The sequence below is a fragment of the Allobosea sp. P4_C6 genome (genome assembly GCF_056402015.1).
Genome location: NZ_JBFUIF010000041.1, coordinates 1 through 15,759, shown reverse-complemented (window position 1 = coordinate 15,759; position 15,759 = coordinate 1). Strand labels below are relative to the sequence as shown.

The 15,759-nt window shown below is 65.7% G+C and carries 14 protein-coding genes; 7 read left to right on the top strand and 7 right to left on the bottom strand.

The genetic code is table 11. The features are described from left to right. Nucleotide 1 precedes the first annotated feature (1 nt). The 5 genes from AC1DVA_RS21865 to AC1DVA_RS21845 form a co-directional block, all read right to left on the bottom strand. Nucleotides 2-697: an ABC transporter ATP-binding protein gene (locus AC1DVA_RS21865; protein WP_476807265.1), complete on the bottom strand. Its 696-nt coding sequence runs from the start codon at nucleotides 695-697 to the stop codon at nucleotides 2-4. After that, entirely contained in the window at nucleotides 690-1,439 is a 750-nt protein-coding gene (locus AC1DVA_RS21860; protein WP_476807264.1) for an ABC transporter ATP-binding protein, read from the bottom strand. The genes AC1DVA_RS21865 and AC1DVA_RS21860 overlap by 8 nt, the downstream gene beginning before the upstream one ends. Beyond that, a complete protein-coding gene (locus AC1DVA_RS21855) occupies nucleotides 1,439-2,467 on the bottom strand; it encodes a branched-chain amino acid ABC transporter permease (protein WP_476807263.1) in 1,029 nt (342 codons plus the stop codon). Before AC1DVA_RS21855 ends, AC1DVA_RS21860 begins: the two co-directional genes overlap by 1 nt. Nucleotides 2,468-2,471: 4 nt before the next feature. Next, entirely contained in the window at nucleotides 2,472-3,392 is a 921-nt protein-coding gene (locus AC1DVA_RS21850; RefSeq protein ID WP_476807262.1) for a branched-chain amino acid ABC transporter permease, read from the bottom strand. A 69-nt stretch (nucleotides 3,393-3,461) separates the two neighbouring features. Beyond that, complete coding sequence (locus AC1DVA_RS21845; protein WP_476807261.1) at nucleotides 3,462-4,751, bottom strand: ABC transporter substrate-binding protein; 1,290 nt, start codon at nucleotides 4,749-4,751, stop codon at nucleotides 3,462-3,464. A gap of 156 nt (nucleotides 4,752-4,907) precedes the next feature. Here AC1DVA_RS21845 and AC1DVA_RS21840 point away from each other — a divergent pair, with 156 nt between their 5' ends. Further along, on the top strand, nucleotides 4,908-5,765 hold the full coding sequence (locus AC1DVA_RS21840) for a MurR/RpiR family transcriptional regulator (protein WP_265054513.1): 858 nt from the start codon (nucleotides 4,908-4,910) through the stop codon (nucleotides 5,763-5,765). A gap of 262 nt (nucleotides 5,766-6,027) precedes the next feature. Here the strand turns inward: AC1DVA_RS21840 and AC1DVA_RS21835 are convergent, their stop codons facing one another. Together AC1DVA_RS21835 and AC1DVA_RS21830 are read right to left on the bottom strand one after the other, a co-directional pair. Continuing rightward, nucleotides 6,028-7,098 (bottom strand): aldose epimerase family protein, encoded by a 1,071-nt coding sequence (locus AC1DVA_RS21835; protein WP_265054891.1) that lies wholly within the window; start codon nucleotides 7,096-7,098, stop codon nucleotides 6,028-6,030. A gap of 17 nt (nucleotides 7,099-7,115) precedes the next feature. Next, nucleotides 7,116-8,042, bottom strand: coding sequence for a Gfo/Idh/MocA family protein (locus AC1DVA_RS21830; RefSeq protein WP_476807260.1), 927 nt, complete (start codon nucleotides 8,040-8,042; stop codon nucleotides 7,116-7,118). Nucleotides 8,043-8,210: 168 nt separating this feature from the next. Between AC1DVA_RS21830 and AC1DVA_RS21825 the strand changes: the two genes are divergently transcribed. The 6 genes from AC1DVA_RS21825 (at nucleotide 8,211) to AC1DVA_RS21800 (ending at nucleotide 15,578) form a co-directional block, all read left to right on the top strand. Then, nucleotides 8,211-9,218, top strand: coding sequence for a LacI family DNA-binding transcriptional regulator (locus AC1DVA_RS21825; RefSeq protein ID WP_265054511.1), 1,008 nt, complete (start codon nucleotides 8,211-8,213; stop codon nucleotides 9,216-9,218). A gap of 60 nt (nucleotides 9,219-9,278) precedes the next feature. After that, the gene (locus AC1DVA_RS21820) at nucleotides 9,279-10,523 is read left to right on the top strand and encodes an ABC transporter substrate-binding protein (protein WP_476807259.1); all 1,245 of its coding nucleotides are present in this window, start codon (nucleotides 9,279-9,281) and stop codon (nucleotides 10,521-10,523) included. Nucleotides 10,524-10,727: 204 nt separating this feature from the next. Next, nucleotides 10,728-11,651, top strand: a complete 924-nt coding sequence (locus tag AC1DVA_RS21815) for a carbohydrate ABC transporter permease (RefSeq protein ID WP_265054510.1) — start codon at nucleotides 10,728-10,730, stop codon at nucleotides 11,649-11,651. Continuing rightward, complete coding sequence (locus AC1DVA_RS21810; protein WP_265054509.1) at nucleotides 11,651-12,514, top strand: carbohydrate ABC transporter permease; 864 nt, start codon at nucleotides 11,651-11,653, stop codon at nucleotides 12,512-12,514. Before AC1DVA_RS21815 ends, AC1DVA_RS21810 begins: the two co-directional genes overlap by 1 nt. A gap of 35 nt (nucleotides 12,515-12,549) precedes the next feature. Next, on the top strand, nucleotides 12,550-14,490 hold the full coding sequence (locus AC1DVA_RS21805; RefSeq protein WP_476807258.1) for a glycoside hydrolase family 127 protein: 1,941 nt from the start codon (nucleotides 12,550-12,552) through the stop codon (nucleotides 14,488-14,490). Then, a complete protein-coding gene (locus tag AC1DVA_RS21800) occupies nucleotides 14,487-15,578 on the top strand; it encodes an ABC transporter ATP-binding protein (RefSeq protein ID WP_476807257.1) in 1,092 nt (363 codons plus the stop codon). The genes AC1DVA_RS21805 and AC1DVA_RS21800 overlap by 4 nt, the downstream gene beginning before the upstream one ends. The last annotated feature ends 181 nt before the right edge of the window (nucleotides 15,579-15,759 follow it).

Below are 15,759 nucleotides of genomic sequence, written 5' to 3'. Positions count from 1 at the left end.
GTCATAGTCCGATCAGGCGCTGGCGCCGGGATTTGTCGTCGAGCAGGGTGCTGGCGGGCCCCTCATGGACGATCCGGCCGCGGTCCATGACATAGGCGCGGTCCGAGACCTCGAGCGCGGCGAGCGCATTCTGCTCGACGATCAGCACGGAGATGCCCTCGGCCTTGAGGCGCCGCACCGTCGCCAGCACGTCCTGGACGATCTTTGGCGCCAGCCCCTGGCTCGGCTCGTCGAGCAGGACGAGACCGGGCGAGCCCAGAAGCGCCCGCGAGATCGCGACCATCTGCATCTCGCCGCCGGAGAGGTTTTCGCATTCGCGCGGCATCAGATGCTCCAGCGCCGAGAAGATCGAAAACATCTCGCCGACCTGCCACGACCGGAAGCGGGTCTTGCGCGTGCCGATCTCCAGGTTGCGCGCGACGGTCAGAGTCGGGAAGACGCGGCGGTCATCCGGCACCCAGCCGATCCCCATGGCCGAGATCCGATGCGTCGGGTGGCGGGTGATGTCCTGCCCGTCGAAGCGGATCTGGCCGCGCCGTGGCGGCGTCAGCCCCAGGATCGAGCGGATGGTCGTGGTCTTGCCGGCGCCGTTGGCGCCGAGCAGCGAGACGATTTCGCCTTCGCCGACGCGCAACGAGGTGCCAAACAGCGCCTGCGTCTCGCCATAGAATGTTTCGATGTCGCGGATCTCAAGCATGGGTCGCCTCCGCAAGTGTCGAGCGCCGCACCCATTTGTTGTCGCCAAGATGCTCCGGGGTTCCCTCGGCGATGACCTGGCCCCAGTGGATCACCGAGATCCTGTCGGCGAGCTCGAACAGGAAGCGCATGTCATGCTCGATCATCACGATCGTGTAGCGGTCGCGCAGCCGCTTCACGAGCTGGGCAAGGCGGCATGTCGCCTCCACGCCGAGCCCCGAGGTCGGCTCGTCGAGGAAGAGGATGCGGGGCTCGGCGGCGAGCGCCACCGCGATCTCCAGTGCGCGGCGGTCTCCATAGCTGAGCGAGGCGGCTGCATCCCAGGCGCGTCCCGCAAGTCCGACCTGGTCGAGCACAGCCAGCGCCTGGTCGATCAGGGCGCGGTCCGAGAAGACGGCCGCCATCGCGTGCAGACGGCGCGCCCTGAAGGCGGGCAGCGCCAGCATGACGTTCTCGATGACGACCGTGTCGTCGAACAGGTTCATCAACTGGAAGGAGCGCGAGACGCCCATCCGGGCGATGCGCTGCGGCGGCAGGCCCGAGATGCGCTGGCCGTCGAACATGACCTCGCCTCGGTCGGGCTTATGCTGGCCGGTGAGCACATGGAAGCAGGTCGACTTGCCGGCGCCGTTGGGGCCCATGATGCCGCTGACCTGGCCGGCCTCGAAGGACAGCGAGATGTTCTCCAGCACGACGCGCGAGCCGAAGCGCTTGTGGATGTTGCGGGCTTCGAAAAGAGCCATCACGCGGCCTCCGTCGCGGGGGCCGGTGCTGCGGTGGTCTTGAGCGGCGGGTTGCGCCGCGCGAGGCCGTGCAGCATGCCCGCCAGCCCCTCGGGCCGCAGCATCACCATCGCCATGAAGATCAGGCCGTACCAGAGCAGCCAGGTCTCGGTCAGGCCGCCCAGCACGTCGCGGGCGACGAAGTAGAACACCACGCCCAGCAACGGCCCCCAGAAGCTGACCAAGCCGCCGCCGACCAGCACCATCATCACGACGAGGCCGGATTGGTGCAGGCTCATCACGTCCGGATAGGCGCTCTGCTGGGCCATCGCGAGCAGGCTGCCGGCGAGGCCCGCCAGCATCGTCGAGAGCGTGAAGACCGCCCATTTGAAGCGCCAGACCTCGTAGCCGACGAAGCGGGCGCGGGTCTCGTTCTGGCGGATGGCCTGCAGCACGCGGCCGAAGGGTGAATTCGCCAGCCGCCAGCACAGCACGACAACGATCATCAGCAGTGCCGCGGCGAAATAGAACAGCGCGCGATTGTCGGTCAGGGCGACCTGCCAGGGTCCCAGCGTCAGCGGTGGGCGCGGAATGCCGAGCAGGCCGTCCTCGCCGCCGGTGACGCGATGCAGCTTCATGGCGAGGAACCAGAAGATCTGGCCGAAGCCGATCGTCAGCAGCGCGTAGTAGATGCCGCGGCGATGCGACAGGAACGCCCCGACCAGCGCGCCGGCGATGCCTGCCGCCAGCACGGCTGCGAGCAGGCCGCCCCAGAGGCTGACGGCGACATGCTGCTGGAACAGCCCGAAGGCATAGGCGCCGATGCCGAGATAGGCGCCGTGGCCGAAGGAGTGCAGGCCGGTATAGCCGAACAGCAGGTTGAACCCGAGCGCGAAGGCGACCCAGATCGCGATCTCGATGCCGAGATACTGATAGAGCCCAACGGCAGGCAGCAGCCATGGCGTCGCCAGCAGCAGTATAGCGAGGACGATCATCGGCAGCGTGATCCAGGCCGACGGGCGCGCAGGAATGTCCGAGAGCGAGATCATGGGGTCAGTTCTCCAGCGCGCTCTTGCGACCGAGCAGGCCGCGGCTGCGGAACCCGAGGACGGCGATGAGGAGTAGGTACATCGACATTGTCGCCCAGGCGGCCGCATAGGCGCCGGTGATGCCCATGGCGAGGCCGACCAGAAGCGCCGCGATGACCGCGCCCCAGAAGCTGCCGACGCCGCCGATGACGATGATGAGGAAGGCGGGGATGACGATATCAACGCCGACATGCGGGCGCAGGCCCCAGATCGGCACCATCACCACGCCGGCAAGCCCGGCCAGCGCGGCGCCGAAGCCGAAGACCAGCAGCCTCAGCCTGGCGAGATCGTAGCCGAGCGCGCGGACCATTTCGCTGTCATGCGCGCCCGCCTTGATCACGGCGCCGGCCGAGGTGCGTTCGAGGAACAGCCAGACGGCAAGGATCGCGGCGATGCTGAAGCCGGCGGCGAAGAAGCGGTAGGTGGAGAAGATCATGTCGTTCAGCAGAAAGGCGCCATTGATGGCCTGCGGCAGCGCCAGATTCTGCTCGCCCGTGCCCCAGACCAGCCGGATCAGTTCCTCGATGACGAGCGCGGCGCCGAAGGTCAGCAGCAGGCCGTAGAGCGGCGGCTTGCCATAGGTCGGGCGCAGGCACAGCTCGAGCAGCATGCCGGCAAGCCCCGCCAGTGCCGGCCCGATCGCCAGCGCCAGCACATAGCGCAGGCCGAGCGGCAGGCTGAGCCACCAGGCGCCGAAGGGCGTGCCCGCGAACCAGCCGCCGCCGATCACCGTCAGCGCGAAATAGGCGCCGATCGCAAACAGCGAGCCATGGGCGAGGTTGATCACCTCCATCACGCCGACGATCAGGGTGAAGCCGAGCGCGATCAGGGCGAAGAGCAGGCCGAGCGTCAGGCCGTTGATGATGTGGGGCAGTAGATCGATCATGCGTGTTCCGTCCGGATGCAACGATGCCGTACCCGCGACCGCTAGTGCGGCCGCGGATGGGGGGACGGGTCAGGCGTCGAAGGTTGGCGTCTGCTCGTAGGATTCGAGTTTGCAGAGCTTGGCGGAATCCGTGTCGCGGACATCCTCCGCCTTGGCCTGGCTCAGGACGTCGAAGATGTCGTCCTTCTCCTTTGGCGCCTTGTTGGCCGTGGCGAGGTAGATCGTCTGCTGGACCTGATGCGTCTGGGCGTCGATCGTCGCATCGAAATGCTGCATACGGTCGCGGGCCGAAATCTTGTGACCTTCCAGCGCTTTGATCACGGCAATGTTGTTGGTCGTGCCGGCCCGCTCAATGGCTCCGAGGAGTTCCCGGATCGACATGTAGCCATTGTAGAAGACGTTGCCGGGCGAGCGCATGGCCGTCTCGGGATACATCGTCTGGTAGCGCTTGACGAAGTCGGCCACGCCCGGGAGATCGAGGCGGTAGTACCAGGTCGTGCCGAAAACGCCGAAGAGGTTCTCGATCGGCAGGCCGTAGACATCATCCCAGTCCTGCTGACTGTTGATCCAGGCCGGCTTGTCGCCCATCTTGAGTTGGACCACCTGCTGGCGCATCGCCTTCTGGTCGTCGCCACCGATCGCAGCGGACACGACGCCGGGCTTGCGCTGCTGCACCTTCAGCAGGGCAGAGGTGAAGTCACGCGTGCCCTGCGGGATCAGCACCTCGTCCATGACCTTGCCGCCATATTCCTTCAGCAGGGCCTTGGTCGCCGCAGCGGTGTCGTGACCCCAGACATAATCATTGGTCAGGAGCATCCAGTCCGGCCCGAAACGCTCGATCGCGCTCTTGACCGCGGCCTTGGCGAAATTGGTGCCGTTGCCATCGAAGACGAATTTGACGCGGTGGCAGTTTTGGCCGGCCTCGGTGGGCGAGGACGAATTCGTGTTGATGTAGATCACGCCGTATTTCTGGGCGACCTGGCTGATCGCGTTGGCAACGCCGGAATGGACCGCGCCGACAAGGAAGCCGCACTGCTCGCGGCTGATCATGCGCTCCGCCACGCGGCTGCCGGTGGCGGCGGTCGTCTCGGTGTCGATGTGGACGAACTCGACCTTGCGGCCGAGCACGCCGCCGCGCTCATTGGCCTCGGCGATCGCCATCATCATGCCGCGCTTGTCGCTGGCGCCGGAGTTGGCATACATGCCGCTGGCATCGGCCGTGATGCCGATCCGGATCGGCTTGGCCGCGCCTTGCGCCCAGACGCGATTGTGCTTCCACGGACCGGCAAACAGCGAGACCGTGGACGCGGCGCCGGCGGCGCCCAACAGGCCGCGTCGCGAAACCTGAATCTTCGACATCGATGTCCTCCCCGAAACGGACGGGCTCGTGCCCGTCTCTTGCCTGATCGAAAGTCAGAACTAATTTTCACAGAGCATGAATATTTTTTCTGTCATGTCAACGGGCCGTGCAAATTCAACGCTTTTCCCGGCCTCTAGAGTGAGGTAGGAGAATGAATGAACGAAAATTCATTCAATAAGCCGACGGCAACCGCTTCCACGAGCGATGCCACGCAGGAGACCTTCGAGGCCCTTCGCCAGCGTCTTCGCAACCGCTTCGACCAGCTGAGCCCGCATCTGCAGCGCATCGCGCGGTCGGCGCTGGAAAAGCCCAGCGACTTCGCCCTGAACACGGTGGTCGGCATCGCCGGCGACCTCGAGGTCCAGCCATCCACGCTGATCCGCTTCGCCAAGGAATTCGGCTATCGCGGCTTCTCCGAGATGCAGCGGGTCTTCCGGCTACGCCTGATCGAAGGCGCCCCTCGCGCACGCGAGGAGGTCTTTGCACGCCAGGCCGCCCCGCAGCGGGCGAACGACTACGGCGCCCTGCTGAATGGCTGCGTGGATGCGCTGATCGCTTCGCTCGAGGACCTGCGTCGGAGCGTTTCGCCGGAGGCGCTCGACAAGGGGACGCAAATGCTGCGGCAGGCCGAGCATGTCTACATTGCGGGCTTGCGGCGATCCCGGCCGATCGCGACCTATCTCGCCTATGGGCTGACGCGCTGCGAGCGGCAGTGCAGCCTGCTCGATTTCGGCAGCGGGATGGCGGCCGAACAGATCGCCACCATGCGGTCGAGCGACCTTCTCGTGGCGATCGCGTTCACGCCCTATACCCAGTCGGTGGTCGACATCACGCTCGACACCCATCTCAGCGGCAAGCGGATCCTCGTCCTGACGGATGTGCCCGAGAGCCCGCTGGCGCGCCACGCCGAACTGACCTTTCTCGTCGACAATTCAGCCACCAGCCAGTTCAGGCCGATTTCGGGAGCGATCGCGTTGGTCCAGACTTTGATTACTGGCCTTGGAACGGGATGAAGCGACGACGATGGCTAACCGTGGGGCACCCGAGAGCTCAGTGAGCAAATCGATCAAGCGCTCAAGCTCGCCGCCTCGAGGCTGCCTTGCCACGGAAAATGAGCGGGTTTGGTGGGATACCGGACGCGCCGATCCCTCCAGCTAAGCGTCCGCTCTCGACGAATGCGGTCCTGAAGCAATTGCGATTCGGAGGTCAGCTTCCGAGCAGACCCTCAATGTCGGCAAATGGCCCAGTTCGGCAATGACGCAGTTGGTGCCAAACCTAGACAGTATGGAAGCGGAATGTCGTGCTGTGGCGGTAGGTTTTGCCTGGATCCAGTCTCGTAGACGGATAGTCCGGCCGGTTGGGTGCGTTTGGCCAGGCCTGTGGTTCAAGGCAGAAGGCGTCGGACTGGCGATAGAGGCGTTCCCCTTTCCCGCCCGAACTGCCATCGAGAAAGTTGCCGGAGTAGAACTGTAGGCCAGGCTGGTCGGTGATGAGGTCGAGGGCGCGGCCGGAGTCCGGATCGACGACGCGAGCGGCGAGCCGCGGCGCGACGGCGACCTCGTCGCCAAGGACGAAGCAATGGTCGTATCCGTGCGCGCGCCGCAATTGTTCGTCGTCGGCGCTGATGGCGGCGCCGATCGCCCGCGGCGCGCGGAAGTCGAACGGCGTGTCGGCGACGCCGGCTGGTGCGCCGAGCGGGATCAGACCGGCATCGACCCGCAAATAGCGATCGGCGAACAGCGTCAGTTCGTGATCCAGGATGTCGCCGCCGGCGACCGCGCCGCCGAGGTTGAAATAGCCGTGATGCGTCAGGCTGACGATGGTCGGGCGATCGGTCGTCGCCTCGAACGCGATCGTCAGTTCCTGCGGCCCCGTAAGCCGGAAATGGACCCGCGCCGCCAGCGCTCCCGGAAAACCTCCCTCTCCATCCGGGCTCGCATGGCCGAGCGTGAGCGACGGCACCGGGTCGCGATCGATGTTCTCGACGCTCCATAGCACCCGGTCGAAACCATTCGCGCCGCCATGCAGGGTGTTCCTGCCGTCATTGGCGTCGAGCCCATGCCGGACGCCGTCGAGCGTGAAGGCCGCGCCGGCGATGCGGTTGGCATTACGCCCGACCGTCGCTCCGAAGAAATCCCGCCGCGCCAGATAGGGCTCCAGCGCGTCGTGACCGAGGACCACGTCGTCACATTGCCCGTTGCGGTCCGGCGCCCAGAGAGCCTGCACGGCGCCGCCCCAAGTGATGATCGAGACCGCGAAACCGGCCTCGCCGCGAAGCGTGATGCGCTCGACCGCGCGCCCGTCGGGCAGGACCCCGAAGACATCGCGCGAAACCGGCTCTGACATCTCGGACAACCCCGTTCTCACCATGCGAAATCATCGACGAAGGATCGCTGGCCGAGCATGAACGCGTCGGCCACCAGCGCCAGCGGCCCGGTGTCGACGTCGCTGCTGCTGGAGCGGACCAGATCGACGAAGCGGCGATAGACGCCGCGATATTCCCGCTCCGGCTCGTCGACGAGAACCTGGCCATCATGGTTCAGCCGGGCTCCTCCCGCGCTCAGCACGAGGCTCCCCGCATCGGTCTCGATCGCGATCGACCAGATCTGCTCGCCGCTCTGGCGAAAATCGAACGCCGTATGGATCGGCAGACCGGACGCGGTCGCGAGCTTGAGCTCGGCCGCGATGGGCGCTTCCCGGTTGGCCGGAAAATCCAGTCTAGCGCCGACCACGAAGACCGGCTCAGGCAGGATCGCCGTCAGGATCGAGAACGCATTGATGCCTGGATCGAACACGCCGAGGCCGCCAGGTTCGAAGATCCAGTCCTGCCCCGGATGCCAGACGCGCGCATCCTCCTTCCAGAGGATCGTGACACGCCGGGCCCGATGCCGCGCCAGAAAGTCACGCGCCGGCTCAACCGCCGGAGCAAAGCGCGAATGCCAGGCGGCGAAAAGCGTTCGGCCCCGCTTCTCCGCCAGCGCCATCAAGGGGGCGAGCTCACTCACGCCAGCACCGGGTGGCTTCTCCAGCAGGACATGCTTTCCGGCAGCGAGCGCCGCCCGCGCCTGGTCGCGGCGGGGCATGGGCGGCGTGCATAGTACAACGGCATCGACATCGGGGACATCGGCCAGCAGCTCCTCGACCGTACCGACGCAATCGACGCCGTCCAGACGCGCATTGCGGCTGGCCACAGCGACGAGCTCGATTCCAGGCGTGGCCGCGATCGCCGGCAGGTGCTGGTCGCGTGCGATCTTGCCGAGCCCAACCAAGGCGAGACGGATTGGCTTCATGCGCTCGGCCCAGCTCGCCAAGGCCTTTTGGCACGGAACCAAAAGGGCGCAAGCCCAGGGCGCCGACGAAGGCCAGAAAATCCGCATGAGAGATTGAGAAATCGGTTTCTCATATTATTATTCTCTGATAACCGTCTGAGAAACCGGTTTCTCAGATCGAGGTGGGGCGTGTCAAGCGCGGTGTCGGGCGAGCGGGTGACGATCTACGACGTGGCGCAGGCCGCGCGCGTCAGCACCGCCACGGCCTCGAAGGCGCTCAACGACACGGGGCGCGTTTCGCTCGAGACGCGCGACCGCATCAAGCGGGTCGCGAGGGAACTCGGCTTTCGGCCGAACTCCCTCGCGCGAAGCCTGACACGCAAGCGCAGCTTCAGCGTCGGCTTGCTGACGAACGACACCTATGGGCGCTTCACGCTACCGCTGATGGCCGGGATCTCGGAGGGGCTGATCGACCACGGTGTGTCGGTTTTTCTGTGCGCCATCGGGGACAATCCCGACCTCGCCAGAATCCATGTCGATGCCATGCTCGACAAACAGGTCGACGGCATCATCGCAACCGGGAAGCGCATCGACAAGCCGCTGCCGGTGGATCTCACCCATCTGTCCGTGCCCGTCGTCTATGCGCTCACTGCCGGCCCGAGCGATGGCGTCACGCTGGTCCCGGATGACCGCCAGGGTGCGGGGGCGGCAGTGCGCCATCTTCTGGCGCAAGGGCGGCGGCACATCGTCCATGTCACCGGCCCGTGCGAATTCGATGTCGTGCATGAACGGGCTCGCGCCTGCACGCAGGCGCTCGCCGAGGCCGGGGCAGCGACCGAGGCGAAGGTCCTGTTCGGCTCCTGGTCCGAGCATTGGGGCCATCAGGCAGTCGAGGCTCTGTGGTCCGGCGCCGACAAGCCGGACGGCATTTTCTGCGGCAATGACCAGATCGCACGGGGCGTGGTGGACGCGCTGCGCGAGCGCGGGGTGAGCGTGCCCGGCGACGTCTCCGTGGTCGGCTTCGACAATTGGGAGATCGTCGCCAAGGAAACGCGCCCGCCGCTGACGACGGTCGACATGAACCTGAAGGAACTGGGCCGACAGGCCGGGCTGGCGCTGGTGCGCCTGGTCAATGGCGAAGCGGTCGAAACGGGAGTCTGGAAGCTGCCCTGCAGCCTGATCGTACGCTCGTCTTAGCGAGATCATACGCAACAAGAACGGTCACAAAAACCAAGGCCACAACCGGAGGAAACGCAGATGAAGGGATTCAAGGCAGCCTTGCTCGCCCTCGTTGCCGTGCAGGCATCGGCCGGCGCAGCCCTGGCACAGCAGAAGCTGACGATGTGGTCGCGCTCCAGCAGCGAGGCCTTCATGCCCTCGCTGGTGAAGGCGTTCAACGCCGCGCACAAGACACAGATTGAGCTGCAGATCGTGCCCAATACCGAGATGGTGCAGAAATACGCGATCTCGGCTGCCGGCGGCTCGGCGCCGGACCTGCTCTCGCTGGATCTGGTCTATACGCCGGCCTTCGCCGCCTCGGGCCAGCTCGAGGACCTGACCGATCTGGTCAAGGGCTTTCCCTTCTTCGACCAGCTCTCGAAGGCTCACCTTGGAGCCGGCAGCTATGAGGGCCGCATCTTCGGCACGCCGATGTCGGCCGATGCCTCCGTGATGCTCTGGAACAAGAAGCTGTTCAAGCAGGCCGGGCTCGACCCCGAGAAGGGCCCGACCAACTGGGCCGAGATCGAGGAATATGCCGGCAAGGTCAACGCCATCGGCGGCGACATCCGTGGTTTCTACTTCTCCGGCGCCTGCGGCGGCTGCAACGCCTTCACCTTCATGCCGCTGGTCTGGGCTTCGGGCGGCGAGATCCTCGCGGACGGCGCCAGGAAGGCGACGCTGAACACGCCGCAGATGCGCGATGCGGTGGCGCTCTATCGAGGCCTCGTCGCCAAGGGCTATGTGCCTGAGAGCGCGCGCACCGATGCCGGCCCCAATTTCTTCGGCGGCTTCGCCACGGATCGCATCGGCATGTCGCCGATCGGCGCCTTCGCGATCGGCAACCTGGTCAAGAACTATCCGAATGTCGAGTTCGGTGTGACCTTCCTGCCCGGCAAGACCGGCGGCAAGGCCTCCTTCGCGGGCGGCGACAATTTCGTCGTCACCGCAGGACGCAAGAACATGCCGGAGGTGAAGGAGTTCCTGAGCTTCGTCTATTCGCTGGAAGGCCAGACCCTGCTGGCCAAGCTCGGCAGCCTGCCGACTCGTGCGGATGTCGCGGCGGAGGCGGTGAAGTCGCTCGACCAGCGCTATCTGACCGCGACCGAGGCGATGAAGATCGGCCGGACGCCGTCCTCGCCGGTCTACAACGACATCATCAACAGCAGCACTGGCCCGTGGAAGCAGATGCTCAACGAGGTCTTCTTCGGAAAGGATGTCGAGGGCTCCCTCGTCAAGGCCGAGAAGACGATGCAGTCGATCATCGACCAGTCGGGGAAGTGATCCTCGCCCATCGTTCACCGCGGTCGTTCCGACCACGCTGATTTCACTCGGAAACACGCCGTCATCCCGGGCCTTGCCCCGGGATCCATGCCGGAACGCACGCGAAACGGGTTCAGGCATGGCTCCCGGATCTCCGCTCCGCTTTGTCCGGGATGACGGCGCGGTGACTGCGACCAGCCCCCAAACCTCGCCGGCTCATATGACATGACCCAGTCAAATCCCGCCAAGCAAAGATCCAGTGGGCGACGCGGCACGCGCCTGCGCCGACAGCAGCTGGCCGGGCTGCTGTTCGTGGCGCCGGCGGTGCTGCTGGTGATCGTGTTCTTCCTGGTCCCGCTCGGAATGGCGTTCTGGATGTCGCTGCACAACTGGCCGCTACTCGGCCGGCCGCGCTTCATCGGCCTCGCCAACTACCTCAACCTGATGAACGACCAGCGCTTCTGGAATGCGATGGGCTTCACCGCCTATTACACGGTGATCGTCACCATCGCGATCTTCGCGGTTGCCTTCCCGCTGGCGCTTTTCGCCGAGAAGGCGCGGCCGATGATCAAGGTCTACCGCACGGCGATCTTCCTGCCCGTGGTCGTCGGCTTCGGCTCGGCCAGCCTGCTCTGGGCCTGGCTGATGAATGTCGATGTCGGCCTGTTCTCGCCGCTGGCCTACCGGCTCGGGCTGACGGAGAAGCCGGTCAACCTGCTCGCATCGTTCGACACCACGTTCTGGTCGATCATCGTCATGGTCGTCTGGAAGACGGCCGGCTTCAACATGATCATCCTGCTCACCGGCCTGCAGGGCATCTCCACGGAAGTGCAGGAAGCGGCGCGGATCGACGGCGCCTCGTCCTGGCAGCGCTTCCGGCGCATCACCCTTCCCCTGATGAGGCGAACCATCGCCCTGGCACTGATCCTTTCGGTGGCCGGGTCGGTGCTGGCCTTCGACCAGTTCTACATCATCGCCGATGGCGGGCCGCAGAACAGCACTGTCACCGCCGTCTACTGGATCTTCAGTCAGTCCTTCGTCTCCTTCCGCCTCGGCTATGGCGCGGCGATGTCGATGGTGCTGCTGGCGATCCTGGTGACGATCAGTGTCGTGCAACTGCGCCTGTTGCGCACGCCGGAGGGTGCGTGATGTCCGAACGCAAGGCCGCCACGGCCCGCCGCAGGCTGTTCGCCGCCACGCGCTACCACGCGATCGGCCTCTTCATCTCGCTGCTGTTCGTCGCGCCGATCGCCTGGAGCGCGCTGGTCTCGTTCAAGCCCTCGGCCGAGGCCGCGCGGCCGCCATTGCCACCCTGGCCGGTCGAGGGCTTCAGCACCCAGAGCTACGAGAACCTGGCGAAATACGGCGTCGGCATCTGGACCTATGCCGGCAACAGCCTGACCGTCGCGGCCGCGACCGTGGCCGTCACCGTGATCATCAGCCTGCTGGCGGGCTACGGCTTCTCGCGCTTCAAGTTCCCGCTGAAGAACGTGCTGTTTGTGCTGATCATCTCGACGGTGATGATCCCGTTCCAGTCGATCCTGACGCCGCTCTTCCTGATCCTGACCAAGCTCGGCCTGCAGAACACGCTGCCCGGCATCGTGTTGATCTATGTGACGCTGCATCTGCCCTTCTCGATCTTCATGATGCGCAACGCCTTCGACGCCGTGCCGAAGGAGATCGAGGACGCGGCGCGTGTCGACGGCGCCTCGGTCTTCCTGATGCTGCGCCGGGTGATGCTGCCGCTGGTTCTGCCCGGGGTCGCAACGGTCGCGATCTTCGCCTTCCTGGCCTCGTGGAACGAGTTCCTGGCGGCGCTGATCCTGCTGACGGACCAGAAGAAATACACCCTGCCGGTGATGATGGCCGCGGTCCGCTCCGGCCAGTTCGGCACCATCGACTGGGGCGCGGTGCAGTCCGGCGTGATGCTGATGATGGCGCCGTGCCTCGCCCTCTTCCTGCTACTGCAGCGCTACTACATCCGCGGGCTCACCGCGGGCGCCGTCAAGTGAACCTCTCCGACGACATCAACAGAAGCGGTGACGCCATGACTTCCCATGATCAGCTCAGGGCCAGCGGCTTCCGGCCCCCCGCCGTGCCCGATGTCGAGATGCGCGGCTTCTGGGGCGAGCGTATCGACGCCGTCGCCGACAGGACGGCGATGATCCTCTACGAGCGCTGCGTCGCGGCCGGCATGTTCGAGCAGATCGACCCGGCCCGGCCGGTGCCGCCGGTGAATATGCCCTGGCACATGCGTGCGGACGGCACGCCCGACACAGTGAATGTCCAGATGTTCTGGGATTCGGACGTCGCCAAGGTGATCGAGACCGCGGCCTATGCACTCTATCGCAAGCCCAATGCCGATCTCGAAGCGAAGATGGACGCGATCATCGAGATGTTCGCGGGGCTCCAGCAGCCGGACGGCTACATGAACTCCTGGTTCGTCCGGATGCAGCCGGGCCAGCGCTGGACCAATCTGCGCGACTGCCACGAGCTCTATTGCGCCGGGCATCTGATGGAGGCGGCGGTGGCCTATTTCCACGCCACCGGCAAGCGCAAGCTGCTCGACGTGATGTGCCGTTATGCAGACCATATCGACGCAACCTTCGGCCCCAGGCCCGGCCAGAAGCCCGGCTATTGCGGCCATGAGGAGATCGAACTGGCTCTGATCCGGCTCGGCCGCGCCACCGGCGAACAGCGCTATCTCGACCTCGCGCGCTACTTCGTCCAGCAGCGCGGGCAGCAGCCGCATTATTTCGACATCGAGGCTGCCGAGCGTGGCGTCGATCCGACGCAGTGGCGCCACAAGACCTATCTCTACAMCCAGTCGCATTTGCCGGTGCGCGAGCAGGACAAGGTCGTCGGCCATGCAGTGCGGGCGATGTACCTCTATTCCGGCATGGCCGATGTCGCGACCGAGTTCGGCGACGACAGCCTGACGGACGCGCTGAAGGGGCTCTGGGCGGATCTGACCTCCAAGCAGATGTATGTCACCGGAGGCATCGGGCCGGCAGCCAGCAATGAGGGCTTCACCGACTATTACGACCTGCCCAATGAGAGCGCCTATGCCGAGACTTGCGCGGCGGTGGCACTGATGATGTGGGCGAGCCGCATGCTCGGGCGCGGGCCGGACCGGCGCTATGCCGACATCATGGAGCAGGCCCTCTACAACGGCGCCCTGTCCGGCCTCTCGATCGACGGCTCGCGTTTCTTCTACGACAATCCGCTGGAGAGCCGCGGCGGCCATCACCGCTGGACCTGGCATCGCTGCCCGTGCTGCCCGCCGAACATCGCCCGCACCGTGACGGCGATCGGCAGCTATATGTACGGCGTCTCGGCGGACGGCATCGCCGTGCATCTCTACGGCGCCAGCACGGCCCGGCTCAGCGTCGGCGCGACGGCCGTAACGCTGACGCAGGAAACGAACTATCCGGTTGACGGGCGGGTCGCGATCACCATCGGGCTGGATCGGCCGGCGCGCTTCACCCTGTCGCTGCGAATGCCGGGCTGGTGCGGCCAGGCCGCCGTCGCGCTGAACGGCGAGGCGGTGCCGATGGTGGAGAACGGCGACGGCTATGTGCATCTCGCCCGCGAATGGAAGGATGGCGACAGCTTGGCGCTCGACCTGCCGATGCCTGTGCGCGCGCTCCATGCCCACCCGGCGGTGAAGGCCGATCTCGGCCGTGTCGCGATCGCGCGCGGGCCGCTCATCTATTGCGTCGAAGAGGTCGACAATGCCGCCGACCTCAACGCCCTGATCGCGCCGGGGGATCTCTCCGGCGCCAGGACAGTTCCGATGCCGAATCTCGGCGGGGCGATGGCGATCGATCTCCCGGTGCGGCGCGAGCAGTGGCCGCGACGGGACGGCTGGCTCTACGATGCCCATCCGCCGGAATATGCCGCGACGACGGCGCGCCTCGTGCCCTATCACCTCTGGGATAATCGCGAACCCGGCGAGATGCTGGTCTGGATCAGGGGCGGCCGATGAGCGCGCAGCACAACCCGGCACAGGAAAAAGCCACCATCGAACTCAAGGGCGTGCGCAAGAGCTTCGGTTCGGTCGAGGTCATCCATGACCTCGACCTCAAGGTCGAAGGCGGCGAGTTCGTCGTCTTCGTCGGCCCGTCCGGCTGCGGCAAGTCGACCCTACTGCGCATGATTGCCGGGCTGGAGGAGGTAACGGACGGGGACATCCTGATTGCCGGCCGGGACGTCACCGATCTCGACCCGGCCAAGCGCGGCATCGCCATGGTCTTCCAATCCTATGCGCTCTACCCGCATATGAGCGTGCGCGAGAACCTCGCTTTCGGCCTGGAGATCGCCCGAACGCCGGCGGCGGAGATCCGGCGGCAGGTCGAGGCGGCGGCCGATATCCTCAAGATCGGACCATTGCTGCACCGCCGGCCCGGCCAGCTCTCGGGCGGTCAGAGGCAGCGCGTCGCGATCGGGCGTGCGATCGTACGCAAGCCGCTGGTCTTCCTGTTCGACGAACCCCTGAGCAATCTCGATGCCGAGCTTCGCGTCAGCATGCGCGTCGAGATCGCGCGGCTCCATCGCGAGCTCGGCAATACGATGATCTATGTCACCCACGATCAGACCGAGGCGATGACGCTGGCCGACCGCATCGTAGTGCTGCGCGACGGCAGGATCGAGCAGGTCGGCTCGCCCCGGGAGGTCTACGAGAACCCCGCCAACCTCTTCGTCGCCGGCTTCATCGGCTCGCCGCGCATGAACATCATCGACGGAACCTGCCTGACGGCGAACCGGGTCAACATCGCGGGAACGGAGATCGAGCTCAACCGCCCCATGCCCGCCGCGCCGCAAGAAGCGATCAAGCTCGGAATCCGGCCCGAGCATTGGTCGATCACGGACAGGCAGGATAATTCGCTGCCGGCTCAGGTCGAATTCGCCGAATATCTCGGCAGCACGCGATACGTGCATTGCAAGCTCGCTAACGGAGACCTTGTCACCATCGAGCAACGCGGCGGGCAGGATGCCAAGCCGGGCGAAGGCCTATGGCTGAACTGCCACCAGCAGGCGCTGAAGATCTTCTCGATGTCGGGAGAGGCGAGGTGAGCGGGCACGCTAGCTTGCCCCGCGGTCAGCTTGAGCTGGATGGCGCCCTTGCGCATCGACGAGGGCATGGATTTTGGTGGTGAGCCCGCCTCGCGAGCGACCGAGACAACGATCTCGACCCCCCTTTTTCCGGTCGCACCCTGTTGATGGACCCGCACGACCTTGATGGACCCGCACGACC